Source organism: Litoreibacter meonggei, assembly GCF_003663885.1.
GTDB classification, from domain to species: domain Bacteria; phylum Pseudomonadota; class Alphaproteobacteria; order Rhodobacterales; family Rhodobacteraceae; genus Litoreibacter; species Litoreibacter meonggei.
Window position 1 is genome coordinate 595,420 of the sequence record NZ_RCCE01000003.1, and the last position, 20,079, is coordinate 615,498.

Genomic DNA, 20,079 nt, shown 5'->3' on the forward strand with positions numbered 1-20,079 from the left:
TCGATAGAAGATAGAAAAACGCCCCGTCCATTTGGCGGGGCGTTTTTTATTGGTTAGGCAGTTGCGGCTGCACGTTCAGCGCGTTCGGCGTCCCGTTTTTTCCAAGTGCGGTTCATCACCACATACATGATGGCCACGCCGCACAGGAATGCGCCGCCGCCGACGGAGACCACTAGGCCCAGGCTGCTTGAGTCCATTTTCGTTTCCTTCCAAATTGACTGTAGGAATAGTTAATTTCGGAATAGGGCGGTTTTTGGACAGGTTTGCGGCCCTTGCCGGAACATCTTCAAACAAAACTTGCAGACTCGTCCGGCTTCCCCTATATCCCCCTCAACAGCGGCGCGCTGGTCTCCACCCCCAGCGCTCCACCGGGAAACATCAACGGGCCGCGCGCCCGTTTTTTTGTGCCTCTAAGGAAACTATGTCTGATCTGATCGCCAAAGCCGCCATCGACCGCCGTCTGGCCGAGATTGCCCAACCCGTTATCGAGGGTCTGGGCTATGAGTTGGTGCGAATGCGCCTGCTCACGGGCAAAGCCGATATTGTGCAAGTTATGGCGGAGAAACCTGAGGGCGGTATCGAGGTCGATGACTGCGCCAAGATTTCTACCGCGCTGTCTGCGATTTTTGACGTCGAAGATCCGATCTCCGGCGAATATAGCCTTGAAGTGTCGAGCCCCGGCATCGACCGCCCCCTGACCCGCTTGAAAGATTTCGAGATGTGGGACGGGTACGAGGCAAAGATTGAAACCGAAGAACTCATCGACGGCCGCCGCCGCTTCAAAGGGCAGTTGGCAGGCGTTGAAGGTGACGAGGTTCTGATCACCATCGAAGAAGGCACAATCGGCCTGAAATTCGAATGGCTGACAGACGCGAAGCTAGTCCTAACCGACGAGCTGATCCGCGATGTTCTTAAAAACCGCAAAGACGCGGGCGAAATTGACGAAACCCAATTCGACGAAGTTCAACAGATCGTCGATGGCGAAGGAGACGACTAATGGCAATTACTTCAGCCAATCAACTTGAGCTGCTGCAAACCGCAGAGGCCGTGGCGCGCGAGAAGATGATCGACCCGGAACTGGTCGTCGAAGCGATGGAAGAATCCCTCGCTCGCGCAGCCAAATCGCGCTACGGTGCTGAGCTGGATATTCGCGTTTCCATCGACCGTAAAACGGGTAAGGCCACCTTCACCCGTGTGCGGACTGTTGTCGAAGATGACATGATCGAGAATGACCGCGCCGAGCTGAACGTCGCAGACGCCAAAGATTATCTCGACGACCCAAAGGTCGGCGACACAATCGTTGACGAAGTGCCTCCAGTTGAAATGGGCCGCATCGCCGCGCAATCTGCCAAGCAGGTTATCTTGCAGAAGGTGCGCGAAGCCGAGCGTGATCGTCAGTACGAAGAATTCAAGGACCGCGTGGGCACGATTATCAACGGTCAGGTTAAACGCGAAGAGTACGGCAACGTCATCGTCGACATTGGTCGTGGCGAAGCCATCCTGCGCCGCAACGAGAAAATCGGCCGCGAAAGTTACCGCCCGAACGACCGCATTCGCGTCTACATCAAAGATGTGCGTCGCGAAGTGCGTGGACCGCAAATCTTCCTGTCACGCACCGATCCGCAATTCATGGCGGAACTGTTCAAGATGGAAGTGCCAGAAATCTATGATGGCATCATCGAGATTAAAGCTGTGGCCCGTGATCCAGGTTCGCGTGCGAAAATTGCCGTTATTTCACATGACGGATCCATCGACCCAGTAGGGGCCTGCGTTGGTATGCGCGGCAGCCGCGTTCAGGCCGTTGTGAACGAACTTCAAGGCGAGAAGATCGACATCATCCCATGGAACGAAGACCAACCGACATTCTTGGTGAACGCACTTCAACCTGCTGAAGTTTCCAAAGTGGTTCTGGACGAAGAAGCCGAGCGCATCGAAGTTGTCGTGCCCGAAGAGCAGCTGTCGCTGGCGATTGGCCGTCGTGGTCAGAACGTGCGTCTTGCATCACAACTGACTGGCCTCGACATCGACATCATGACCGAGGAAGAAGAATCCGCGCGTCGTCAGGCTGAATTCGAAGTCCGTACCAAGCTGTTCATGGAAACACTGGACCTCGACGAGTTCTTTGCACAACTGCTGGTCTCTGAAGGCTTCACCTCGCTGGAAGAAGTGGCTTACGTCGAAGTCGGCGAGCTTCTCGTTATCGACGGCGTAGACGACGATACCGCATCCGAGCTGCAGGCCCGTGCCCGCGATTATCTGGAAGCTGCTGCCAAGAAGGCGTTGGAAACGGCCCGTGAATTGGGTGCGCAGGATAGCCTTATTGAATTCGAAGGACTGACACCCCAAATGGTGGAAGCGCTGGCGAAAGACGATGTGAAGACACTGGAAGACTTCGCAACCTGCGCTGACTGGGAACTGGCCGGTGGCTGGACAACAGTAAATGGCGAACGCTCCAAAGATGACGGCGTTCTGGAGCCCTTCGACGTGTCGCTTGAGGAAGCGCAAAAAATGGTTATGACCGCCCGCATCCAGCTTGGCTGGGTTGATCCTGCTGATTTGGCGTCTGAAGAAGAAGCCGAAGACGGTGCCGAAGAAACTGCGGAGGCTGAGGCCTGATCTCAGGCCTCAGGGATCCCGGCATGAGCCGCGGCGGTCAGGAAAAAGAACAAAACGGCCCGGAGCGACGTTGCATCGCTACGGGAGAGTTGCGCGACCCGGCGTTGATGATCCGCTTTGTGGTTGGACCGGAAGGTCAGGCCGTACCGGATGTTCGCAACAAGCTGCCCGGTCGTGGAATTTGGGTGAGCGCCGACAAGGACGCCTTGGAGAAGGCCATCAAGACAAAGGCGTTCTCGCGCTCCGCCAAGGAGCAAGTAAGCGTGCCAGACGGTCTGTTCGAACAGACCGACAAACTGCTGGCACGTAGGTTGGTTGATCTGATCTCGCTCGCGCGTAAGGCGGGGCAAGCGGTCACTGGCTACGAGAAGGTAAAGAGCCTGCTGGAAAACGAGCGTGCAACGCTCTTGGTGCAGGCAAGTGACGGGTCCGAGAGGGGCAAATCAAAGCTCCATTCGCCGCCCGGAAAAGACGTATTTATTGGCTGTTTGACCTCTCAGGAATTGGGTTTGGCTTTCGGTCGGGAAAGTGTGATACATGGCGCCTTAACGGCAGGTGGACTCAGCAGACAGATAAAAGCTGAGGGCATCAGGCTGAAAGGTGTCCGCGGACATAGCGGCGGAAAGAAATCCCGCCCGAAAGGAAAAGACGACGCATGAGCGATAGTGACGGTAAAAAACCCCTTGGCCTTAAAGGTGGCGCACGTCCCGGTAACGTGAAGCAAAGCTTCAGCCACGGGCGCACCAAGAACGTGGTGGTGGAAACCAAACGCAAGCGCGTAGTGGTGCCTAAACCCGGTGGCGCTAAGCCTTCAATTACTGGATCGCCCTCTGTTGGTGATCCTTCCAAACGTCCTGCCGGCATCTCCGATGCAGAAATGGATCGCCGCATGAAGGCGCTTCAGGCTGCTAAAGAGCAAGAAGCAGCCGACATCGAACGCCGCGCCGCCGAAGAGGCCGAACAGCAAGAGCGCCGCGAACGCCGCCGCGCCGAGGCTGAAGAAAAAGAGCGTGAAGAAAAAGAACGCGAAGACGCTCTCAAAGCCAAGGCTGATGAAGAGGCTCGCAAAGCTCGCGAGGCCGCAGAAGCCAAAGCTGCTGCGGCGGCTCCTGCTGTTGCACCGGCTGCTGCTGCAGCACCGGGCGAGCCCGCAGTATCCCCATCCGGCCCGCGTGGTGGCGGCAAAGCCGCGCCAACACCAGCGCGTCGTGATCGCGATGACCGCGACAATAAAAACGCGAAGACCCGTAACGACGACGCACGTCGCTCTGGCAAGCTGACGCTGAACCAAGCCCTACGCGGTGGTGACGGCCGTCACAAATCCATGGCCGCCATGAAGCGCAAGCAAGAGCGTGCGCGTCAAAAAGCTATGGGTGGCTCTGTTGAGCGCGAAAAGGTTGTGCGTGACGTTAAGCTGCCAGAAGCCATTGTTGTTTCTGAGCTGGCAAACCGCATGGCGGAACGCGTGTCAGATGTTGTTAAGGCGCTGATGACAAACGGCATTATGGCGACTCAGACTCAGTCCATTGACGCTGATACTGCCGAATTGATCATCGAAGAGTTCGGCCACAAAGTTGTTCGGGTTTCGGACTCGGATGTGGAAGACATCATCACGGAAGTGTTGGATGACGAAAAAGACCTGTCGCCGCGTGCGCCGGTCATCACCATCATGGGCCACGTTGACCACGGCAAAACATCGCTGCTTGACGCCATCCGCAACGCCCGCGTTACCGCTGGCGAAGCTGGAGGCATCACGCAGCACATCGGTGCCTACCAAGTAGAACAAAACGGCAGCTTGTTGACGTTCCTCGACACACCTGGCCACGCCGCATTTACGTCCATGCGCGCCCGTGGTGCTCAGGTAACCGACATCGTTGTACTGGTTGTGGCCGCAGACGATGCGGTGATGCCGCAAACGATCGAGGCTATTCACCACGCCAAAGCTGCCGGTGTTCCTATGATTGTGGCGATCAACAAGGTCGACAAGCATGACGCAAACCCGGACAAGGTTCGCACCGATCTGCTTCAACATGAAGTGATCGTTGAGAAGATGTCGGGCGAAGTGCAAGACGTGGAGGTTTCGGCTACCACCGGGCAGGGTCTCGACACCTTGCTTGAAGCCATTGCACTCCAATCTGAGATCTTGGAACTGAAAGCCAACCCTGATCGTGCCGCTTCCGGCGCCGTGATCGAGGCTCAGCTTGACGTTGGCCGCGGTCCGGTTGCTACGGTTCTGGTCCAGAACGGCACATTGCGCCAAGGCGACATCTTCGTTGTGGGTGAGCAGTACGGTAAGGTTCGTGCGCTGATCAACGACCAAGGCGACCGCATCAAGGAAGCCGGCCCTTCGGTTCCTGTCGAAGTTCTTGGCCTCAACGGCACACCTGAGGCTGGCGACGTTCTGAACGTCGTCGAGACCGAAGCGCAGGCCCGCGAGATCGCCGAATACCGCGAGAAAGCCGCCAAAGACAAACGCGCCGCCGCTGGTGCCGCGACGACCCTTGAGCAGTTGATGGCGAAAGCCAAAGACGACGAAAACCTGTCTGAGATGCCCATCTTGGTGAAGGCTGACGTTCAAGGTTCTGCCGAAGCTATCGTTCAAGCGATGGAGAAAATCGGTAACGACGAGGTCCGCGTTCGCGTCCTACACTCCGGTGTTGGTGCGATTACAGAAAGCGATATCGGTCTGGCGGAAGCCTCCGGCGCGCCAGTGTTCGGCTTCAACGTTCGTGCCAATGCATCTGCGCGTAACTCCGCCAACCAAAAGGGCGTGGAAATCCGGTACTACTCGGTGATCTACGACCTAGTGGATGATGTGAAACAAGCAGCCTCTGGCTTGCTGTCTGCTGAGATCAAGGAAACCTTCATCGGTTACGCCACGATAAAAGAAGTCTTCAAGGTCACCGGCGTCGGCAAAGTTGCTGGCTGTATCATTACCGAAGGTGTGGCCCGCCGCTCCGCTGGAGTACGCTTGCTGCGCGACGATATTGTGATCCACGAAGGCACGCTGAAAACTCTGAAACGCTTCAAAGATGAAGTTCCGGAGGTTCAGTCTGGCCAGGAATGCGGTATGGCATTTGAAGCTTACGACGATATCCGCCCTGCGGATGTGATCGAGATCTTCACCCGCGAAGAGGTCGAGCGTTCACTGGATTAAGTCGACGCAATATGAATACTAGAAAGCCCCGTGCAGAAATGCCGGGGCTTTTCTCGTTCAAGGCGCATCTAAAACGCGACAAGCGGCGTTTTGTGGTTCTTTACGTAGCGATGGATCATATGACGCGCACGCGCACCTGACCTGAGCGTTCGCGCCGAACGAAGCTGTCTCTCCGCTGCCTCGCCAATCGTCTTCGGAAGTAGAATTTCCAACTCCTCCCGCGCGGCGATCGAAATCGCACTCAGCGATTCAGAGCCCAGAAACAGACTTTCAGCGGCTACACCGTTGGCATTTAACACGTGGTGGTCGTCAAGAAGGACGTGGAAATAGTAGAAGTCCTCGTCGGGTTGCTCGACCGTAACCCCATCGCATCCCAACAGGTCTTTCGCGGGGACAAGTAGTTCGTCATGCCCAAACATGCGTTGCGCGATCTTGCCGGTGACAAGTAATCGGTGCTGACGTGACACCCGCAACGGACGCTGTTCGACGCCAAGACCCAGAGCTTTGGCGTCGATACAGATAGGTGCAAGTTTGGTATCCGACTTTAGCTCGGCAGCGCTGACCCGCCGCGCGAAAATCCAGCGGATTGGTTGAACGCCATTGTCGCGGGTATTTACCAAGTCCCCAGCGCGTAAATGTTCGATGCCGGTGAAGCCTTGCGGTGTCTCCAACATTGTTCCAGTCGCGAAACAAACGTTCTGCGATCCCGGCGTCGGCGTGGAATTGTTGGTAAAGCTGGACCCGCCGCGCTGAATAGAAAATCCGTCTTGATCATTCCCGAAGTTCTCACCCGATCCTACTCGCGTGGCCGTGCTGGAAAAACCGGCGTACCGCGAGCCCGTGGTCGGGTCGTCCAGCGTGTCGCCGTTATAGGTCGCCTGAATAAACTCGTCATTCGCAGGGTCGTAGACGACCAAGTTGTCGGCACTATTGTTAAACACGTTGCTGTTGTAGTTCGCGTCAAACGCAAGGTTATTACCTGTGACGCTGGGCAAACTGCCGCCGGATTGAACGTTGCGTACAACAACCGCTACGGCCCCTGCTTCTAGAACGGTGCCGGGTGGAAAGGTGAACCAGTTGTCGCGACCTGCATCCCAAAGCTCGAGACCAGAGATATCAATAGCACTGCCGGAGGTGTTTATGAGTTCAAGAAATTCGTCGCCGCCGCGCGCGACGCCACTGCCATCTGTATCAAAGTTGTTAGCGCCATTGGGGTCAACGAGGACCTCGTTAATCGCAATACCGCCCAAAAGTAAGTCGGGCACCGCTCTGCTCTTTATAATTTTGATCTAAGCGACCCGAATTTACCCAATTTTGTGGACAAATATACGGGGAAACAATGCTGGCTAATAAACTGTTGCAGATTTCCCGAAATTCTCGGCACCTCTTTGCGCCCATGCCCATCCATGACTATATGTCCGCAAGGTACAAAGGAGAGCAGCATGTCCGACGACAAATTCCCCGGCTGGCACGGCACAACCATCATTGGCGTTCGCAAGGGTGGCAAGGTTGTTATCGCGGGTGACGGGCAGGTGTCCGTTGGTCAAACCGTGATGAAAGGCACTGCGCGCAAGGTGCGGCGACTGTCTCCGGGCGGGACGGATGTAGTTGCGGGGTTTGCGGGGTCGACCGCAGATGCGTTTACCTTGCTTGAGCGGTTGGAAAGCAAACTTGAGGCTGTTCCGGGTCAGTTGGCGCGCGCCGCAGTTGAGTTGGCGAAAGACTGGCGTACAGATAAATACCTGAAAAACTTGGAGGCGATGCTGATCGTTACCGATGGCAAAGACCTGTTTGTCATAACTGGTGCGGGCGATGTGCTGGAGCCGGAACATGACGTCACTGCTATCGGCTCCGGTGGGAATTTCGCATTGGCAGCGGGTCGTGCAATGATGGACACAGACAAGGATGCCGAAACCATCGCAAGGGACGCGATGAAGATCGCCGCCGACATATGCGTCTACACCAACGGCAACCTAACGGTTGAGACCATTGATGAGTGACGGCATTTCACGCGATGATCTGCGCGCGGCGGTTGCATCTGGCGTTCTGGACGAGGCGCAAGCCAGCAACCTGATGATCCTGTCTGACCAGCGGCAGGGCTACCGCGCCAACATGATCGGCGACGACGAACCATTCGAGTTATTCAAGGGGTTTGCAGAGATATTCGTAACGGTTGGGCTTGGACTGCTCGTGGCGGGCTTGATTGGGCTGACCGCTATTTTTGGCGATGTCGTTCTGATTCCTGCCGTCACTATGGCGATTTCCTTAGCTTTGGCATTTTACTTCACCAAAAAGCGGCGCATGTCACTGCCCTCAATCGCGCTTTGCATCGCATTCGCTGTGACCCTGGCGCTCACCACCAGCTCTGTGATTGTCGGCGAGCAAGGCGACATGACTCCATGGAGAGTGGTGATAATAGGCCTCATCGGCATAGTCGGCATGCTGGGCTACTATCGCGTGTTCCGATTGCCGTTCGCAATGTTTGCGCTTGGGGTGTTTGGAGTCATCACGATCATCGGAGCGGTCGATTTCCTATTTCCAGGCAACACGCCAAACGCGGACCTGACCGACTACTTTGATCTACGTCGCCAACCCTATCTGGCTATTGGAACACTGGTCTTCGGGGTTTGCGCATTTCTGGGTGCGCTCTGGTTTGACTTGCAAGACCCGCATCGCGTCAGCCGCAAATCCGCCTCTGCCTTTTGGCTGCATATCCTTGCCGCCCCGGCATTGGTGAACACGCTTGTCATGTCCAACTACCAAATGGGCGGCGCGGTTGGTACAAGCCTCGCGATTTTCGTACTGGCACTATTCACCTTGCTCGCGATCATCATCGACCGGCGCAGCTTCCTGACGGCAGGGTTGGTGTATATGGGACTACTCTTGGCGTCCGCTATCAGTGAAACGGGCACCGAATGGGCGCCCGTTCTGACGATGCTTGTGCTTGGCCTTTTCGTCACATCCCTTGGAGCGTTCTGGACTCAGACCCGCGCATGGTTGCTTGGATTGCTGCCAAACTTTCCCGGGAAACACCGCCTGCCACCCTACGAGGACGGGCTGGCGGTGTCGGAATAATCACAACTTGGCGACACCCAGCGGCACGTTGAACTTCTCGCACCAAATCCAGACTTCGTTGTAGTCGTCGGGATTAATCCCGGATGGGATCTTGTATGTGGACGCGCCTTTGTCAGATTTCAGTGAGCCCATAAGCGTCTTTGGGTCGTACCCGTTATTTCCAAGCGCAACTTTTGGATCAGGGGCGCCGTCGAAGGTAAAGTCGCTCATCAATTCTACTGAGCCACCAGAACCCGATTTCACAAGCTCGGCACGACCGGTGGTCTTGTGATTGCTCGCGCCTTTGAATTTTCCGATGCGACCATGGCCACCAGCGAACGCCGGAAGCGCAGTTACGGTTGAAACGGCGATGGCGCCACGAAGGATAGATCGACGAGAGATCATGGGTTGCTCCATAGATTGATACAATGGGCAGAGTATTCGCTGAAAACGCCAAAGCCGGAACCCCTCACACGGAAACGTCACCTTAAGTGAATTCGACCCTTAAAGTTGCGGGTGGTTCGTCATAGGTCTAAAACACCTTCAAATCTAAGAGGATGCCATTGTGACCGACCTGACCCCCCGCGAAATCGTATCCGAGCTGGATCGCTTCATCATCGGGCAGAAAGACGCCAAACGGGCCGTGGCCGTGGCCTTGCGCAACCGCTGGCGGCGCAAGCAATTGGCTGATGATCTGCGCGACGAAGTGTACCCTAAGAACATATTGATGATTGGGCCTACCGGCGTTGGCAAAACTGAGATCTCGCGCCGTTTGGCCAAGCTTGCCCGTGCGCCGTTTTTGAAGGTTGAGGCCACCAAGTTCACCGAAGTTGGTTATGTGGGCCGAGACGTGGAACAGATCGTGCGTGACTTGGTGGATGCCGCAATCATCATGACGCGCGAGCAAATGCGCGAAGACGTCAAAGCCGCTGCGCATGAGGCGGCAGAAGAACGTGTGATTGATGCGCTGGCTGGGACTGATGCCCGTGATGGTACGCGCGACATGTTCCGCAAGAAGCTGCGCGACGGTGTACTGGACGACAAAGAAATCGAGCTGGATGTAACCGATTCTGGTGGCGGAAATCCCTTCCAGATGTTCGAAGTTCCAGGCCAGCCCGGCATGGGCGGCGGCCCCGGGATGATGAACCTTGGCGATCTGTTCGGCAAAGCAATGGGCGGGAAAACGACGAAGCGGAAAATGAAAGTTGCCGACTCCTATGAAGTGCTTGTGGCTGACGAGGCGGATAAGATGCTGGATCAGGAAGCCGTGACCCAAAACGCGATTGAAGCTGTTGAGCAAAACGGCATCGTCTTCCTTGATGAAATCGACAAAGTCTGTGCACGCGCCGACGCGCGCGGTGCTGATGTCAGCCGTGAAGGCGTGCAGCGAGATCTGCTTCCGCTCATTGAGGGCACAACTGTTTCAACGAAACATGGCCCCGTAAAAACTGACCATGTCCTGTTCATCGCCTCCGGCGCTTTCCATATCGCCAAGCCGTCCGACTTGCTGCCTGAATTGCAAGGACGCCTTCCCATTCGGGTTGAGCTGCGCGCCCTGACCGAAGATGACTTCGTGCGTATCCTGACAGAAACAGACAACGCGCTGACGCGTCAGTACACAGCATTGATGGGCACCGAGGAGGTCGAGGTATCTTTTACAGATGATGGGATCGCCGCCCTGGCCCGTATCGCCGCTGAAGTAAATCAATCGGTCGAGAATATCGGCGCACGTAGGCTTTATACCGTCATGGAGCGCGTGTTCGAAGATCTTAGCTTCACCGCGCCTGACCGCGCGGGCGACGAAATTACAGTGAACGCCGCGTTTGTTGAAACGCATCTGGGCGAGTTGAGCAGATCGGCCGACCTCAGCAAATACGTTCTGTAGAATGAAAGTAAAACTCCTCCTTCTGATTGCTGCGATGCTCCTGACGGCTTGCTCTTTCAGAGGGGGGCTTGCCCGTGTTCCTGTCGGGCTAGAACCAGCAACCGAGCGTTCGATATTTTTTGCGACAACAAGGCAAACCGATCGGCTTCCTTTTGGATCGCTCAGGTCCCGTGACTCTGTCTACGGACTGGTGGATGTTTCTATACCGCCAAACCACAAAGCTGGTAAGATCGAGTGGCCAAACGCCAATCCAGATCCCCAGAAGCACTTCCTTCTGGCGAATACGGAAGCTTATCAAAGTGGTGCGGACCTGCGCGCCAACATCAACAGAGCGCTTGCCGCGAAGAAGCCAAAAAACCGGGACGTGATTATCTTCGTCCACGGTTTCAACAACCGCTTCAGCGACGGCTTGTATCGTATTGCGCAGATGAGCCACGACTTGAACCTGCCCGGCGTAGCAATGACCTATTCATGGCCATCCGCGGGAAATCCGCTCAACTATGCGTATGACCGCGACAGTGCGCTTTTCGCCCGTGATGGGCTGCGCCGGTTGATCAATGAAGTGACGAAATCAAACGCCCGCAATGTTCTTCTGGTTGCGCATTCCCTTGGTTCGTTGGTCACCATGGAGACATTAAGAGAGCTCCGCGTATCAGGGAACACCCGAGCGCTGAACAGGATTGGTGGCGTGGTTCTAATGTCGCCGGATATCGATCTGGATGTATTCAAATCTCAGGCCGATACCATCGGCAAGTTGCCGGATCCATTCATTGTTTTTTCGTCCAAGAAGGATCGCGCATTGCGCTTGATTGAACGCGTAACCGGTCAGAAGAACAGGTTAGGGCTGCTGGAAGACGTGAGCGAGATTGCCGAATATGACATCACATATATCGATGTGACCGCTTATAGCGAAGGCGGAATTAACCACTTCCCGACCGCTAAATCGCCTGCATTGCTAAAACTCCTTGGTCAGGTGCCCGATTTGGAGCGCGCACTTTCCGCTGATGGCGGACGCCCGGGCCTGCTGCCGGGGACCGTTCTCACTGTGCAGAACGCAACAACATTGATCCTGTCGCCAGTGGCGAGCAGGTAATGGGCACGCTACGGTTTATCCGCAGCAACCTGAACTGGCTAAGCGCAGGGTTGCTTCTGACCTTCGCGTCGTCATTCGGGCAGACCTTTTTTCTTTCCATTTTTGCCGGCGAAATCCGCGCCGAATTTGGCCTGACACACGCGGCTTGGGGCGGCATCTACATGTTGGGAACCTTGTGTTCGGCGTTGGTAATGGTTTGGGCAGGTGTCCTGACTGATTTGCTTCGCGTCCGCGTTCTTGGATCCGCCGTGCTGGTGGTTTTGGCGCTGGCATGTGTTTCGATGGCGTTCGTCTCGTCCCTTCCAATGCTTGTGGCGCTTATCTTTGTGCTGCGCCTTATGGGTCAAGGCATGTCCAGCCATGTCGCCAGCACCGCAATGGCACGCTGGTTCGTCGCCGCGCGGGGGCGCGCGTTAGCTGTGGCGAGCTTTGGTTTCTCGATCGGCGAAGCGTTACTTCCGTTTATTTTCGTGGCACTTATGGGGCTGATTGGCTGGCGTAGTTCTTGGTTGGTCGCCGCTGGTGCGCTCGTGGTAATTTCACCCCTGATATTCCTGCTGCTAAAACAAGAGCGGACACCGCAATCATCTTCCTCTGAGGATCACGTCGCTGGCATGGACGGGCGTCACTGGACGCGAGTTCAGGTTCTTCGCTCGCCGCTGTTCTGGATGGTCGTTCCCGTATTGATCGGGCCGCCCGCCTTTGGCACCGCCTTTTTCTTTCTTCAGGTGCATCTGGCCGAAGTGAAGGGCTGGAGCCACCTTGACCTCGTTCAGCTATTCCCCGTTTACACCGCGATGTCGATTTGCGCGATGATAGCTTCAGGGTTTGCAATCGACCGGTTTGGAACTGGCCGTATGATGTCGGTTTACACGCTGCCGCTGGCCGTGGGTTTCTTGATCTTTTCGCAAAGCGCGACGCTGGTTGGCGGGGCAATCGGGATCGCGTTTTTTGCGATGACATCGGGCATGCAGGCGACGCTTCCAGCGGCGTTTTGGGCCGAGTTTTTCGGAACCAGAAATCTGGGAAGCATCAAGGCCATGGCCACCGCGATCATGGTCTTTGGATCAGCAGTCGGGCCGGGCTTAACGGGACTGATTATCGACTTTGGTGTGGATTACACCCAGCAAATGGTTTGGGTTTCTGGCTACATGGTTGCTGCCACCGCGTTCGCAATGACTGGGCTAAATCGCGCGCGTCTTTTGCTACCGCGCGCGCCGCAGGTAGACGTAATACGCCCCTGAGCCGCCATGCTTCTGGCTCGCTTGCGTAACTTGCAATATGTGAGGCTTAAGCGGGTGTTGTTGAAACCAGTTCGGCACCTGATGGCGCAAGACCCCTAATCGCGTCGGAATCGGGCCGTTGTCATCTCGGCTTTTGCCTTTACCCGTAATGACCAGCACCAGACGTTTCCCCTGGGCGTGGGCGTCCAGAATGAAGCGGTTTAGCCGTGGATGTGCTTGGTCTAACGTCATGCCATGCAGGTCTAGCCGTGCCTCTGGACTTAGCTTCCCCTGCTTCAGTCGCGTAAACGCCTTCTTGTCCATGGCGACCGGAGCTTTGACCAAGTGTTGGTCAAGGCTTGGCGCCAGATTATGTCTGGCAGTCTTGGAGGCAGCCCGCTCGCCCAGTTTGAAAGACTTAATAGGGCGGGGCGAAACGGGGTCGGCAACTTTTGTTTTGATTGGCTGATCGGCAATTTTTGCCTTTGAGCGCACAGGCATCGGTATAGCGGTTTCTGTGACACGCGCCCAAAGCTCTTGCTCTTCGGGGTTCAACTTACGTTTACCGCGCTTCATGCTGTTAACCGCCGGGGGCCAGAGTATAGGCGGTCTGGATAGGTAACAGGGCAACCAATCTGCCACGATCACGGATACGGCCTGCCGCTCGGCCAGCCTGATCGCCGGTCCCGTAGTAGATATCCGCCCGCTGCGCACCCTTGATGGCAGAGCCGGTGTCTTGCGCGATCATCAAGCGAGCGAGCGGCTTCGCGCCACCTTTCTCGATCCAGACCGGACCACCCAATGTGTTGAAAGCCGGATCAACAGCAATCGAGCGCATGGGCGTAATCGAGCGGTTCATTGCGCCAAGCGGACCTTTGTCAGCAGGCACCTCGGACACCTCGCGGAAGAACACGTAAGATGGATTGTGGCGCAGCAATTCGTGCCCGTCTATCGGGTTCCGCTTCACCCAGTTGCGAATGACCTGCGCTGAAACTTGGTGGGGTTCATAGATGCCACGGCGGATCAACTCTTTGCCAATAGACTTATATTCATGGCCATTCTTGCCGCCATACCCCACGCGCATCGCGCCGCCTTCGGCCAGCTTCACGCGGCCAGAACCTTGAACCTGTAGGAAAAACTTTTCAACCGGATCGTCGATCCACACCAACTCTAACCCGCGACCCTCGAGCAAGTTTTGCTCTTCTATTTCGCGTCGGGAAAACCACGTGCTCCCATTTTGTACTTCTGGGGGCTTACTATGAAGAGGGTATTGATACGGTCCGCCCCGCGTTCGAGATCCTCGCAGTTCAGGCTCAAAATATCCTGTAAACAGCGCTTGATCGTCGCCGTTGATCAGGACAGGGCGAAAGAACAGCTCGAAGAACGTGCGCGCGGACGGCTGGCTTGTCGCCAACGCGCAAAGGGTCGCCCATTCGGGGTCTTTGATATCAGCGCAGGTGTCCTGAAAAACGGAAAGGGCGGCGGCGTGATCGTCATCCGCCCAGCCGTTCAAATCATCAAATGTGAGGATTTCATAAGTGGGCGCGGCGTCAGCTGGGGTGAGGGTCACAGTCGCCCCCAGTGCAAATATCGCCGCTGCCCACCGGACATGCCTCATTCCCCGGTGGCGACCAATTGCCAATTAGGATCATCGCTGCCCATGATACGAGAGAAGGTCCAGATGTCTTTGACCCGCTTGATCGCATTCGGGTCGCCTTCGACAATATCGCCGGCGGCGTCGCGTACAACGGATGTAAGCTCACCCACAAACCGAACTTTCAGCTCGCCCTCTTCGGTGTCTTTGTCGAACTCCGCATCAAGTAGAGTCAGCTCGCGAACGCCAACGAAATTGGCTTGAACCAGAAGGCCTTCCTTCTCGCGTTGCTCGATCACTTGCTCGAATGCTTCGAGAACGTCACCGGATAGGAACGGGGCAATATCGTCGATCTCTCCAAGCTCGAACGCCATCAAGATCATCTCGTAAGCGCCGCGTGCGCCTCCTAGGAAATCACTGACACCGAAAGATGGGTCAACTCGCTTCATCTCCGCGAGTGCTTTGGCCGCGTCGCTGTCTTCGTCAACGTGGTCGGTAATGTCGCGATCCGCGCCGCCATCGATCACTTCAAACTTCTGACGCGCTTTTTGAGCAGGGTCGTTCGCGGATGGAATGGGGAGTGGAGGCTTCTCGAACCCCTCACGCGTGCCCAACACCGATTTCAGCTTTAGAATGAGAAAGACGGCGATGCCCGCCAAGACTAGAAGTTCGATCATATTATGCTCTTCAACGCCTCTGTGTGCCGGAAAGTTGGCAAATTGGAACCCAGCCTCTTATGTAGGTGCTAGGGGGACACAAGTCCACCTGACGCACTACTAGGAATAGGCTTTTGCCATGTGGCTATTTTTGCTCTTCGTTACGATCCCAATCGTGGAGATCGCGTTATTCATTCAGGTCGGTGGATGGCTAGGCCTATGGCCGACGCTGGCAATTGTGGTTTTAACCGCTATTTTGGGGACATTTCTTGTGCGTGCGCAAGGGCTTATGGCGATTTCCAAGATACGGTCCAACTTGCAGGAATTTCAAGATCCTACCGAATCCTTAGCACACGGCGCCATGATCCTCGCGTCTGGCCTATTATTGCTAACGCCCGGCTTCTTTACCGATGCCGTTGGTTTTGCCTTGCTTGTTCCACCAATCCGTTTGGCCTTGTTCCACTGGCTGCGCAGTAAAGTTAAGGTTCAGAGCTTTGTTCAAACCGACTATCGCCGCGAACAACGACGCTCACCTGACAATGGGGTGATCGACGGCGAGTTCTCCGAACTGGACGATGACGCGCCCAGCCCAACGCATCGACCGCCTTCAGGATGGACAAGGCATTGAGTTGAGGCGAACGTGACGACCTGCTAAGCACATTGCAGCTAAATTTCTCGCTTTAAGGAGACGCCTCAGATGGCCGAAGAAAACGGCGCGGCACCAACCGCCCCTACACCACCCCGCATGCAAGTTCTGGCTCAGTTCATCAAGGATATGTCCTTCGAGAACATCGCCGCCCAAAAGGGCCTTGGCGAAGGTGACCAGACACCCGATATTCAAGTTCAGGTAAATCTCGACGCGAAAAAACGCGGCGACGAGAACCAGTTTGAAGTGTCCACAAAGCTGGAAGTCACTGCGAAAACCACTGGCGAAGGTAAACCGATCTTCCTGATGGAGCTGGAATATACCGGTATTTTCCAAGTCGAGAACGTTCCCGAAGACCAGCTGCATCCCTATCTGATGATCGAATGCCCGCGCATGTTGTTCCCATTCCTGCGCCGTATCGTATCTGACGTCACGCGCGATGGTGGCTTCCCACCATTGAACTTGGAAACCATCGACTTCCTTGCCCTGTACCGCAACGAACTTGCCCGTCGTGCGCAGGCCGAGGCCGCAGCAAAAACCGCAGACGCCTAAGCTTGAGATTTCCACAAAGCGGCGTCGCCCAACTTGTCTACAAAGACTTTGTGGGCGGCGCGTTCTTCTTCGGTGATCAGCGGGGCCAGCGGTTCAGGCCGCGGCATTGGACGCCAAGCGTCCGCTGACTGGTTTTGACCAGTCGCGCCCCCCGACGCAGATAACACCAGATCGGGTTGACGCCCACCGATCAGCTCCAGATACACCTCTGCCAGAATTTCGCTGTCCAGAAGGGCCCCGTGTTTCTCACGTGCGGAGTTGTCGATACCAAACCGGCGGCAAAGCGCATCCAGCGATGCGGGCGAGCCCGGGAACTTCTTGCGCGCGATCGCTAACGTATCCAGCGCTTGATTGTTGGGAAGCAGCATAAAACCGCCCCAGCCCAATTCCGCGTTCAGAAACTTCATATCGAAAGCTGCGTTATGAATGACGAGCGTTGCGTCGCCGACAAAATCAAGAAATGCCTGCCCAACCTTCTTGAACACCGGTTTGTCACGCAAGAATTCGTCACCAAGCCCGTGCACCTCAAACGCGCCTTGCGGCATGGAGCGTTCAGGATTGATGTATTGGTGATAAACCTTACCCGTTGGCATGTGATTAAACAGCTCGACCGCGCCGATTTCGACGATGCGGTCCCCTTCACCCGGCTCAAAGCCGGTGGTCTCTGTATCCAGAACGATTTCACGCATGTCGGGCCCTCAATTCTTCGACCAAGGATGTCACGTCCGCCTTGGTGTTTTCAAGGGTCAGAGTCTCGACAACATAGTCCGCACGTGCGCGTTTTTTTGCATCGGGCATCTGTTTTGCAACGATCGCTTCAAACATTTCAGGCGTCATGGTGCCGCGATCCAATACGCGCGCGCGCTGAACCTCCGCGGGAGCGGTCACGACCAACACAGCATCAACCTGATCTTGCGCATTTGTCTCAAACAACAGTGGGATGTCCAAAACAACCAGCGCATCGTCCTTATGGCTCTGAAGAAATGCCTCGCGACTTTCGCGGACCAACGGATGCACAATCGCCTCGATCTGCTTCAACACATCGGGATCGGCGGCAATGGCTTGCTTCATCGCTGTCCGGTCGGCGTAGCCATCGGACACGAAGCTGGGGTTGATCTCTCTTAGACCGAAAATGGCGCGGCCATCTTGAGAATAGAGGTCGGCAACTGCTTGGTCGGCATCCCAAACAGGAACCCCAAGATCACGAAACATCTGAGCGGTGGTCGATTTTCCCATCCCAATCGAGCCTGTAAGCCCCAAAACGATGCGACCAGCCCTCATCCCAGAACGGCGCGGCGCAGTTCCGCATCCACCTCTGGCGCGCGACCGAACCAGCGCTCGAAGCCAGGAACGGCTTGATGTAGCAACATTCCAAGGCCATCCACGGTGAAACAGCCACGCTCTTTTGCATTCGCCAACAGCGAGGTGACCAACGGGTTATATACAATATCCGTGACCAGCGTTTTAGGTGTCAGGCCATCAAGATTGAACTTCAGTTCTTCCTTGCCAGTCATTCCCAAGGCCGTTGTGTTCACAAGCGTGGTCGCTTCATCAAGGTGGCTGGCGGCTTGTGTCCAGTCGACAACTTTGATCTTGCCGCCGAAATGGGCTTTCAGCGCATCCGCGCGTGCACGGGTGCGGTTGGTCAGAATAATCTCGGGCACTTTTTCATGCAACAGCGCTGCCACAATCGCACGAGATGCTCCACCGGCCCCAAGGACCAAAGCCGGTCCTGCTTTTGGGTCCCACCCTGGCGCCTCTTGTTTCAAACTAGAGATAAACCCGATCCCATCAGTGTTATCAGCGTGGATCTTACCGTCACTTTGAAAAGTCAGCGTGTTGGCTGCACCAATAAGTGCAGCCCGATCGGAAATGACATCGGCGATATCCAAAACGCTTTCTTTGTGGGGCAGCGTAATGTTTACCCCGCGAAACCCCATCTTGGGCAAGTTGTTCAGAACGTGAGGCAGGTTCACACTGGAGACGTCCATCGGGATATAATAGCCGTTAATACCATACCGCTTGAGCCAATGACCGTGCAGGAGGGGTGATTTGCTTTGGGTAATCGGCTGGCCAATGACCCCCGCCAAGAGGATTGTGTCGTTGGTCATCCGTCAATTGCTCCTGACATGGTAAGATAGCCTAGCACTTCTAATAGCGGCAGGCCCAGCACTGTGAAATAGTCACCGTCCACACGGGCGAAAAGCCGCGCGCCTTCGGCCTCAAGTTGATAGCCGCCAACGCAGTGGCGAATGTTATCCCAATTTCTGTTAACGTAGCCCTCGATATAATCTGGGCTCAGCACACGCATGGTTAATCGGACCTGCCCTACAGTCCGCCATACAGGCTTTGCATCCTCGTAAATGACAGCGGCAGAAAGCAGTTTGTGTTGTTTGCCGGACATTCGTGCAAGTTGCGCCATCGCATCATCAGGGGATTTAGGCTTGGATAGGACTTGGCGTTCAAACTCCAACACCTGATCGCTGCCGATCACCAAGGCTTCCGGGTGTCTATCCGCAATTCGGCGGGCCTTGAACTCCGCTAGGGTATCGGCGACGTCGCGTGCAGTCGCATCCTCGGCGAAAAGCGAAGCCTTAATGCTATCCTCATCAATACGAGCAACCATAGAGGTGAAGGAAACACCCGCCTGCCGCAGCATGGACTGCCGTGTTTCAGAGCCGGATGCGAGAATTATTGGGCGTGTCATGTGGATAACTCTGAGGGGAAGTGCAGGGACATATATTGCGTTAAGAAGATCTTATCCACCGTGTTTGAGTTGATCGATCGCTTTACCCACATTGTTCGAATTTTGGGTCTACTCTTGTCCCTTGTGGAGTACGCCATTCACGGATGTGCGCAATGTTGCTGAACGCAATTCCGTACACTATTTACCCACAGATTCTCCACTACGTTGAGTGTGTTTAACTATCTGTTTTTTATAAGTTTTTTATGGCTTTTACTTTTCCATGGAAACTTTCGCTCTCTGATTGCGGAATCGTGGACAAGTATTTGATCCACACTATCCACTGTACCTACTAACAACATCATCTTTTCTTTCTTCTTTATTTATTTAAGAAGGAACAACTTATATCGGAGCGCAAATGACAGATTTTCTGGCAGAAGTTTATCCATGGACCAAAAGCATGCATGTAATCTCCGTGATTGCTTGGATGGCCGGGTTGTTCTATCTGCCACGATTATTCGTTCATCATACTGAGAAAGTAGAAGTTGGGTCCGAAACGGACAAGCTGTTTCAAATGATGGAACTGAAGCTGTTCAAACTCATCATGACTCCGGCGATGATGAGTACGTGGATTTTTGGACTGTCACTGGTTTTTACCCCCGGGGTTGTAGACTGGTCGGAATGGTGGCCTTGGATCAAGGCCGGGGCGGTGCTTGGAATGACATGGTTTCATGAGTGGCTGGGTCAGCGCCGCAAGGAATTTTCTGCGGGGAAGAATACGCGAACGGGTCGAACCTACCGCTTGATGAATGAGCTGCCGACTGTTTTTATGATCGTTATTGTCATCATGGTGATTGTCCGCCCGATTTGATGTGGCCCGATTTGATGTGGATTGACTCGACCTGTCTTCGTTGCTACCC

The 20,079-nt window shown here is 55.3% G+C and carries 22 protein-coding genes; 12 read left to right on the forward strand and 10 right to left on the reverse strand.

Annotated elements, in window-relative coordinates; all coding sequences use genetic code 11:
* Positions 1-53: 53 nt before the first annotated feature.
* Positions 54-197, reverse strand: coding sequence for a hypothetical protein (locus tag BCF46_RS19790; RefSeq protein WP_170157920.1), 144 nt, complete (start codon positions 195-197; stop codon positions 54-56).
* Positions 198-421: 224 nt separating this feature from the next.
* Between BCF46_RS19790 and rimP the strand changes: the two genes are divergently transcribed.
* The 4 genes from rimP to infB are packed head-to-tail and all read left to right on the forward strand — an operon-like array spanning position 422 to position 5,773.
* Positions 422-997, forward strand: a complete 576-nt coding sequence (rimP, locus tag BCF46_RS11370) for a ribosome maturation factor RimP (RefSeq protein ID WP_073144726.1) — start codon at positions 422-424, stop codon at positions 995-997.
* Positions 997-2,616 (forward strand): transcription termination factor NusA, encoded by a 1,620-nt coding sequence (gene nusA, locus BCF46_RS11375; RefSeq protein ID WP_121024263.1) that lies wholly within the window; start codon positions 997-999, stop codon positions 2,614-2,616. Before rimP ends, nusA begins: the two co-directional genes overlap by 1 nt.
* Positions 2,617-2,639: 23 nt before the next feature.
* A complete protein-coding gene (locus BCF46_RS11380) occupies positions 2,640-3,275 on the forward strand; it encodes an RNA-binding protein (RefSeq protein ID WP_121024264.1) in 636 nt (211 codons plus the stop codon).
* Positions 3,272-5,773 (forward strand): translation initiation factor IF-2, encoded by a 2,502-nt coding sequence (gene infB / locus BCF46_RS11385; RefSeq protein ID WP_121024266.1) that lies wholly within the window; start codon positions 3,272-3,274, stop codon positions 5,771-5,773. The genes BCF46_RS11380 and infB overlap by 4 nt, the downstream gene beginning before the upstream one ends.
* 68 nt (positions 5,774-5,841) lie before the next feature.
* Here infB and BCF46_RS11390 read toward each other — a convergent pair whose 3' ends face one another.
* Entirely contained in the window at positions 5,842-7,038 is a 1,197-nt protein-coding gene (locus tag BCF46_RS11390) for a Hint domain-containing protein (RefSeq protein WP_121024268.1), read from the reverse strand.
* Between the two features lie 177 nt (positions 7,039-7,215).
* Here BCF46_RS11390 and hslV point away from each other — a divergent pair, with 177 nt between their 5' ends.
* Both hslV and BCF46_RS11400 read left to right on the forward strand, forming a co-directional pair.
* The gene (hslV, locus tag BCF46_RS11395) at positions 7,216-7,773 is read left to right on the forward strand and encodes an ATP-dependent protease subunit HslV (protein WP_121024270.1); all 558 of its coding nucleotides are present in this window, start codon (positions 7,216-7,218) and stop codon (positions 7,771-7,773) included.
* The gene (locus BCF46_RS11400) at positions 7,766-8,848 is read left to right on the forward strand and encodes a hypothetical protein (RefSeq protein ID WP_121024272.1); all 1,083 of its coding nucleotides are present in this window, start codon (positions 7,766-7,768) and stop codon (positions 8,846-8,848) included. Before hslV ends, BCF46_RS11400 begins: the two co-directional genes overlap by 8 nt.
* Here the strand turns inward: BCF46_RS11400 and BCF46_RS11405 are convergent, their stop codons facing one another.
* Positions 8,849-9,232, reverse strand: coding sequence for a DM13 domain-containing protein (locus tag BCF46_RS11405; protein WP_121024274.1), 384 nt, complete (start codon positions 9,230-9,232; stop codon positions 8,849-8,851).
* Between the two features lie 160 nt (positions 9,233-9,392).
* On the opposite strand from BCF46_RS11405, the gene hslU reads away from it, so the two are divergent.
* The 3 genes from hslU to BCF46_RS11420 are packed head-to-tail and all read left to right on the forward strand — an operon-like array spanning position 9,393 to position 13,049.
* The gene (hslU, locus tag BCF46_RS11410) at positions 9,393-10,712 is read left to right on the forward strand and encodes an ATP-dependent protease ATPase subunit HslU (RefSeq protein WP_121024276.1); all 1,320 of its coding nucleotides are present in this window, start codon (positions 9,393-9,395) and stop codon (positions 10,710-10,712) included.
* Between the two features lies 1 nt (position 10,713).
* Positions 10,714-11,805: an alpha/beta hydrolase gene (locus tag BCF46_RS11415; RefSeq protein WP_121024278.1), complete on the forward strand. Its 1,092-nt coding sequence runs from the start codon at positions 10,714-10,716 to the stop codon at positions 11,803-11,805.
* Positions 11,805-13,049, forward strand: a complete 1,245-nt coding sequence (locus BCF46_RS11420) for an MFS transporter (RefSeq protein ID WP_121024280.1) — start codon at positions 11,805-11,807, stop codon at positions 13,047-13,049. Before BCF46_RS11415 ends, BCF46_RS11420 begins: the two co-directional genes overlap by 1 nt.
* Here BCF46_RS11420 and BCF46_RS11425 read toward each other — a convergent pair.
* Genes BCF46_RS11425 through BCF46_RS11435 form a run of 3 tightly spaced genes read right to left on the reverse strand, consistent with a single transcriptional unit; the run spans position 13,011 to position 15,299 of the window.
* Complete coding sequence (locus BCF46_RS11425) at positions 13,011-13,604, reverse strand: Smr/MutS family protein (protein ID WP_121024282.1); 594 nt, start codon at positions 13,602-13,604, stop codon at positions 13,011-13,013. The two genes, BCF46_RS11420 and BCF46_RS11425, sit on opposite strands and share 39 nt — an antisense overlap.
* Before the next feature lie 4 nt (positions 13,605-13,608).
* Positions 13,609-14,646 (reverse strand): murein transglycosylase A, encoded by a 1,038-nt coding sequence (mltA, locus tag BCF46_RS11430; RefSeq protein ID WP_121024284.1) that lies wholly within the window; start codon positions 14,644-14,646, stop codon positions 13,609-13,611.
* Complete coding sequence (locus BCF46_RS11435) at positions 14,643-15,299, reverse strand: Tim44/TimA family putative adaptor protein (protein WP_121024286.1); 657 nt, start codon at positions 15,297-15,299, stop codon at positions 14,643-14,645. The genes mltA and BCF46_RS11435 overlap by 4 nt, the downstream gene beginning before the upstream one ends.
* Positions 15,300-15,417: 118 nt before the next feature.
* On the opposite strand from BCF46_RS11435, the gene BCF46_RS11440 reads away from it, so the two are divergent.
* On the forward strand, positions 15,418-15,906 hold the full coding sequence (locus tag BCF46_RS11440) for an FxsA family protein (protein WP_121024288.1): 489 nt from the start codon (positions 15,418-15,420) through the stop codon (positions 15,904-15,906).
* A 69-nt stretch (positions 15,907-15,975) separates the two neighbouring features.
* Positions 15,976-16,476 (forward strand): protein-export chaperone SecB, encoded by a 501-nt coding sequence (gene secB, locus BCF46_RS11445; RefSeq protein ID WP_121024289.1) that lies wholly within the window; start codon positions 15,976-15,978, stop codon positions 16,474-16,476.
* Here secB and dnaQ read toward each other — a convergent pair.
* Genes dnaQ through BCF46_RS11465 form a run of 4 tightly spaced genes read right to left on the reverse strand, consistent with a single transcriptional unit; the run spans position 16,473 to position 19,183 of the window.
* Positions 16,473-17,165, reverse strand: a complete 693-nt coding sequence (gene dnaQ, locus BCF46_RS11450; protein ID WP_121024292.1) for a DNA polymerase III subunit epsilon — start codon at positions 17,163-17,165, stop codon at positions 16,473-16,475. The genes secB and dnaQ overlap by 4 nt on opposite strands.
* A complete protein-coding gene (gene coaE / locus BCF46_RS11455) occupies positions 17,158-17,757 on the reverse strand; it encodes a dephospho-CoA kinase (protein WP_211332803.1) in 600 nt (199 codons plus the stop codon). The genes dnaQ and coaE overlap by 8 nt, the downstream gene beginning before the upstream one ends.
* The gene (locus BCF46_RS11460) at positions 17,754-18,587 is read right to left on the reverse strand and encodes a shikimate dehydrogenase (protein ID WP_121024294.1); all 834 of its coding nucleotides are present in this window, start codon (positions 18,585-18,587) and stop codon (positions 17,754-17,756) included. The genes coaE and BCF46_RS11460 overlap by 4 nt, the downstream gene beginning before the upstream one ends.
* Positions 18,584-19,183, reverse strand: coding sequence for a Maf family protein (locus tag BCF46_RS11465; RefSeq protein WP_121024296.1), 600 nt, complete (start codon positions 19,181-19,183; stop codon positions 18,584-18,586). Before BCF46_RS11465 ends, BCF46_RS11460 begins: the two co-directional genes overlap by 4 nt.
* Before the next feature lie 394 nt (positions 19,184-19,577).
* Here BCF46_RS11465 and hemJ point away from each other — a divergent pair, with 394 nt between their 5' ends.
* Positions 19,578-20,030, forward strand: a complete 453-nt coding sequence (gene hemJ, locus BCF46_RS11470) for a protoporphyrinogen oxidase HemJ (protein WP_121024298.1) — start codon at positions 19,578-19,580, stop codon at positions 20,028-20,030.
* Positions 20,031-20,079: the final 49 nt, after the last annotated feature.

Excerpts from the sequence above, each read along its gene's own strand:
- BCF46_RS11460 (WP_121024294.1), bottom strand. The coding sequence starts at position 18,587 with ATGACCAACGACACAATCCTCTTGGCGGGGGTCATTGGCCAGCCGATT.
- hemJ (WP_121024298.1), top strand. The coding sequence starts at position 19,578 with ATGACAGATTTTCTGGCAGAAGTTTATCCATGGACCAAAAGCATGCAT.
- secB (WP_121024289.1), top strand. The coding sequence starts at position 15,976 with ATGGCCGAAGAAAACGGCGCGGCACCAACCGCCCCTACACCACCCCGC.
- nusA (WP_121024263.1), top strand. The coding sequence starts at position 997 with ATGGCAATTACTTCAGCCAATCAACTTGAGCTGCTGCAAACCGCAGAG.
- BCF46_RS11465 (WP_121024296.1), bottom strand. The coding sequence starts at position 19,183 with ATGACACGCCCAATAATTCTCGCATCCGGCTCTGAAACACGGCAGTCC.
- BCF46_RS11405 (WP_121024274.1), bottom strand. The coding sequence starts at position 9,232 with ATGATCTCTCGTCGATCTATCCTTCGTGGCGCCATCGCCGTTTCAACC.
- BCF46_RS11415 (WP_121024278.1), top strand. The coding sequence starts at position 10,714 with ATGAAAGTAAAACTCCTCCTTCTGATTGCTGCGATGCTCCTGACGGCT.
- BCF46_RS19790 (WP_170157920.1), bottom strand. The coding sequence starts at position 197 with ATGGACTCAAGCAGCCTGGGCCTAGTGGTCTCCGTCGGCGGCGGCGCA.
- mltA (WP_121024284.1), bottom strand. The coding sequence starts at position 14,646 with ATGAGGCATGTCCGGTGGGCAGCGGCGATATTTGCACTGGGGGCGACT.
- hslV (WP_121024270.1), top strand. The coding sequence starts at position 7,216 with ATGTCCGACGACAAATTCCCCGGCTGGCACGGCACAACCATCATTGGC.
- BCF46_RS11400 (WP_121024272.1), top strand. The coding sequence starts at position 7,766 with ATGAGTGACGGCATTTCACGCGATGATCTGCGCGCGGCGGTTGCATCT.
- coaE (WP_211332803.1), bottom strand. The coding sequence starts at position 17,757 with ATGAGGGCTGGTCGCATCGTTTTGGGGCTTACAGGCTCGATTGGGATG.
- BCF46_RS11425 (WP_121024282.1), bottom strand. The coding sequence starts at position 13,604 with ATGAAGCGCGGTAAACGTAAGTTGAACCCCGAAGAGCAAGAGCTTTGG.
- BCF46_RS11420 (WP_121024280.1), top strand. The coding sequence starts at position 11,805 with ATGGGCACGCTACGGTTTATCCGCAGCAACCTGAACTGGCTAAGCGCA.
- BCF46_RS11435 (WP_121024286.1), bottom strand. The coding sequence starts at position 15,299 with ATGATCGAACTTCTAGTCTTGGCGGGCATCGCCGTCTTTCTCATTCTA.
- BCF46_RS11440 (WP_121024288.1), top strand. The coding sequence starts at position 15,418 with ATGTGGCTATTTTTGCTCTTCGTTACGATCCCAATCGTGGAGATCGCG.
- infB (WP_121024266.1), top strand. The coding sequence starts at position 3,272 with ATGAGCGATAGTGACGGTAAAAAACCCCTTGGCCTTAAAGGTGGCGCA.
- dnaQ (WP_121024292.1), bottom strand. The coding sequence starts at position 17,165 with ATGCGTGAAATCGTTCTGGATACAGAGACCACCGGCTTTGAGCCGGGT.
- BCF46_RS11380 (WP_121024264.1), top strand. The coding sequence starts at position 2,640 with ATGAGCCGCGGCGGTCAGGAAAAAGAACAAAACGGCCCGGAGCGACGT.
- rimP (WP_073144726.1), top strand. The coding sequence starts at position 422 with ATGTCTGATCTGATCGCCAAAGCCGCCATCGACCGCCGTCTGGCCGAG.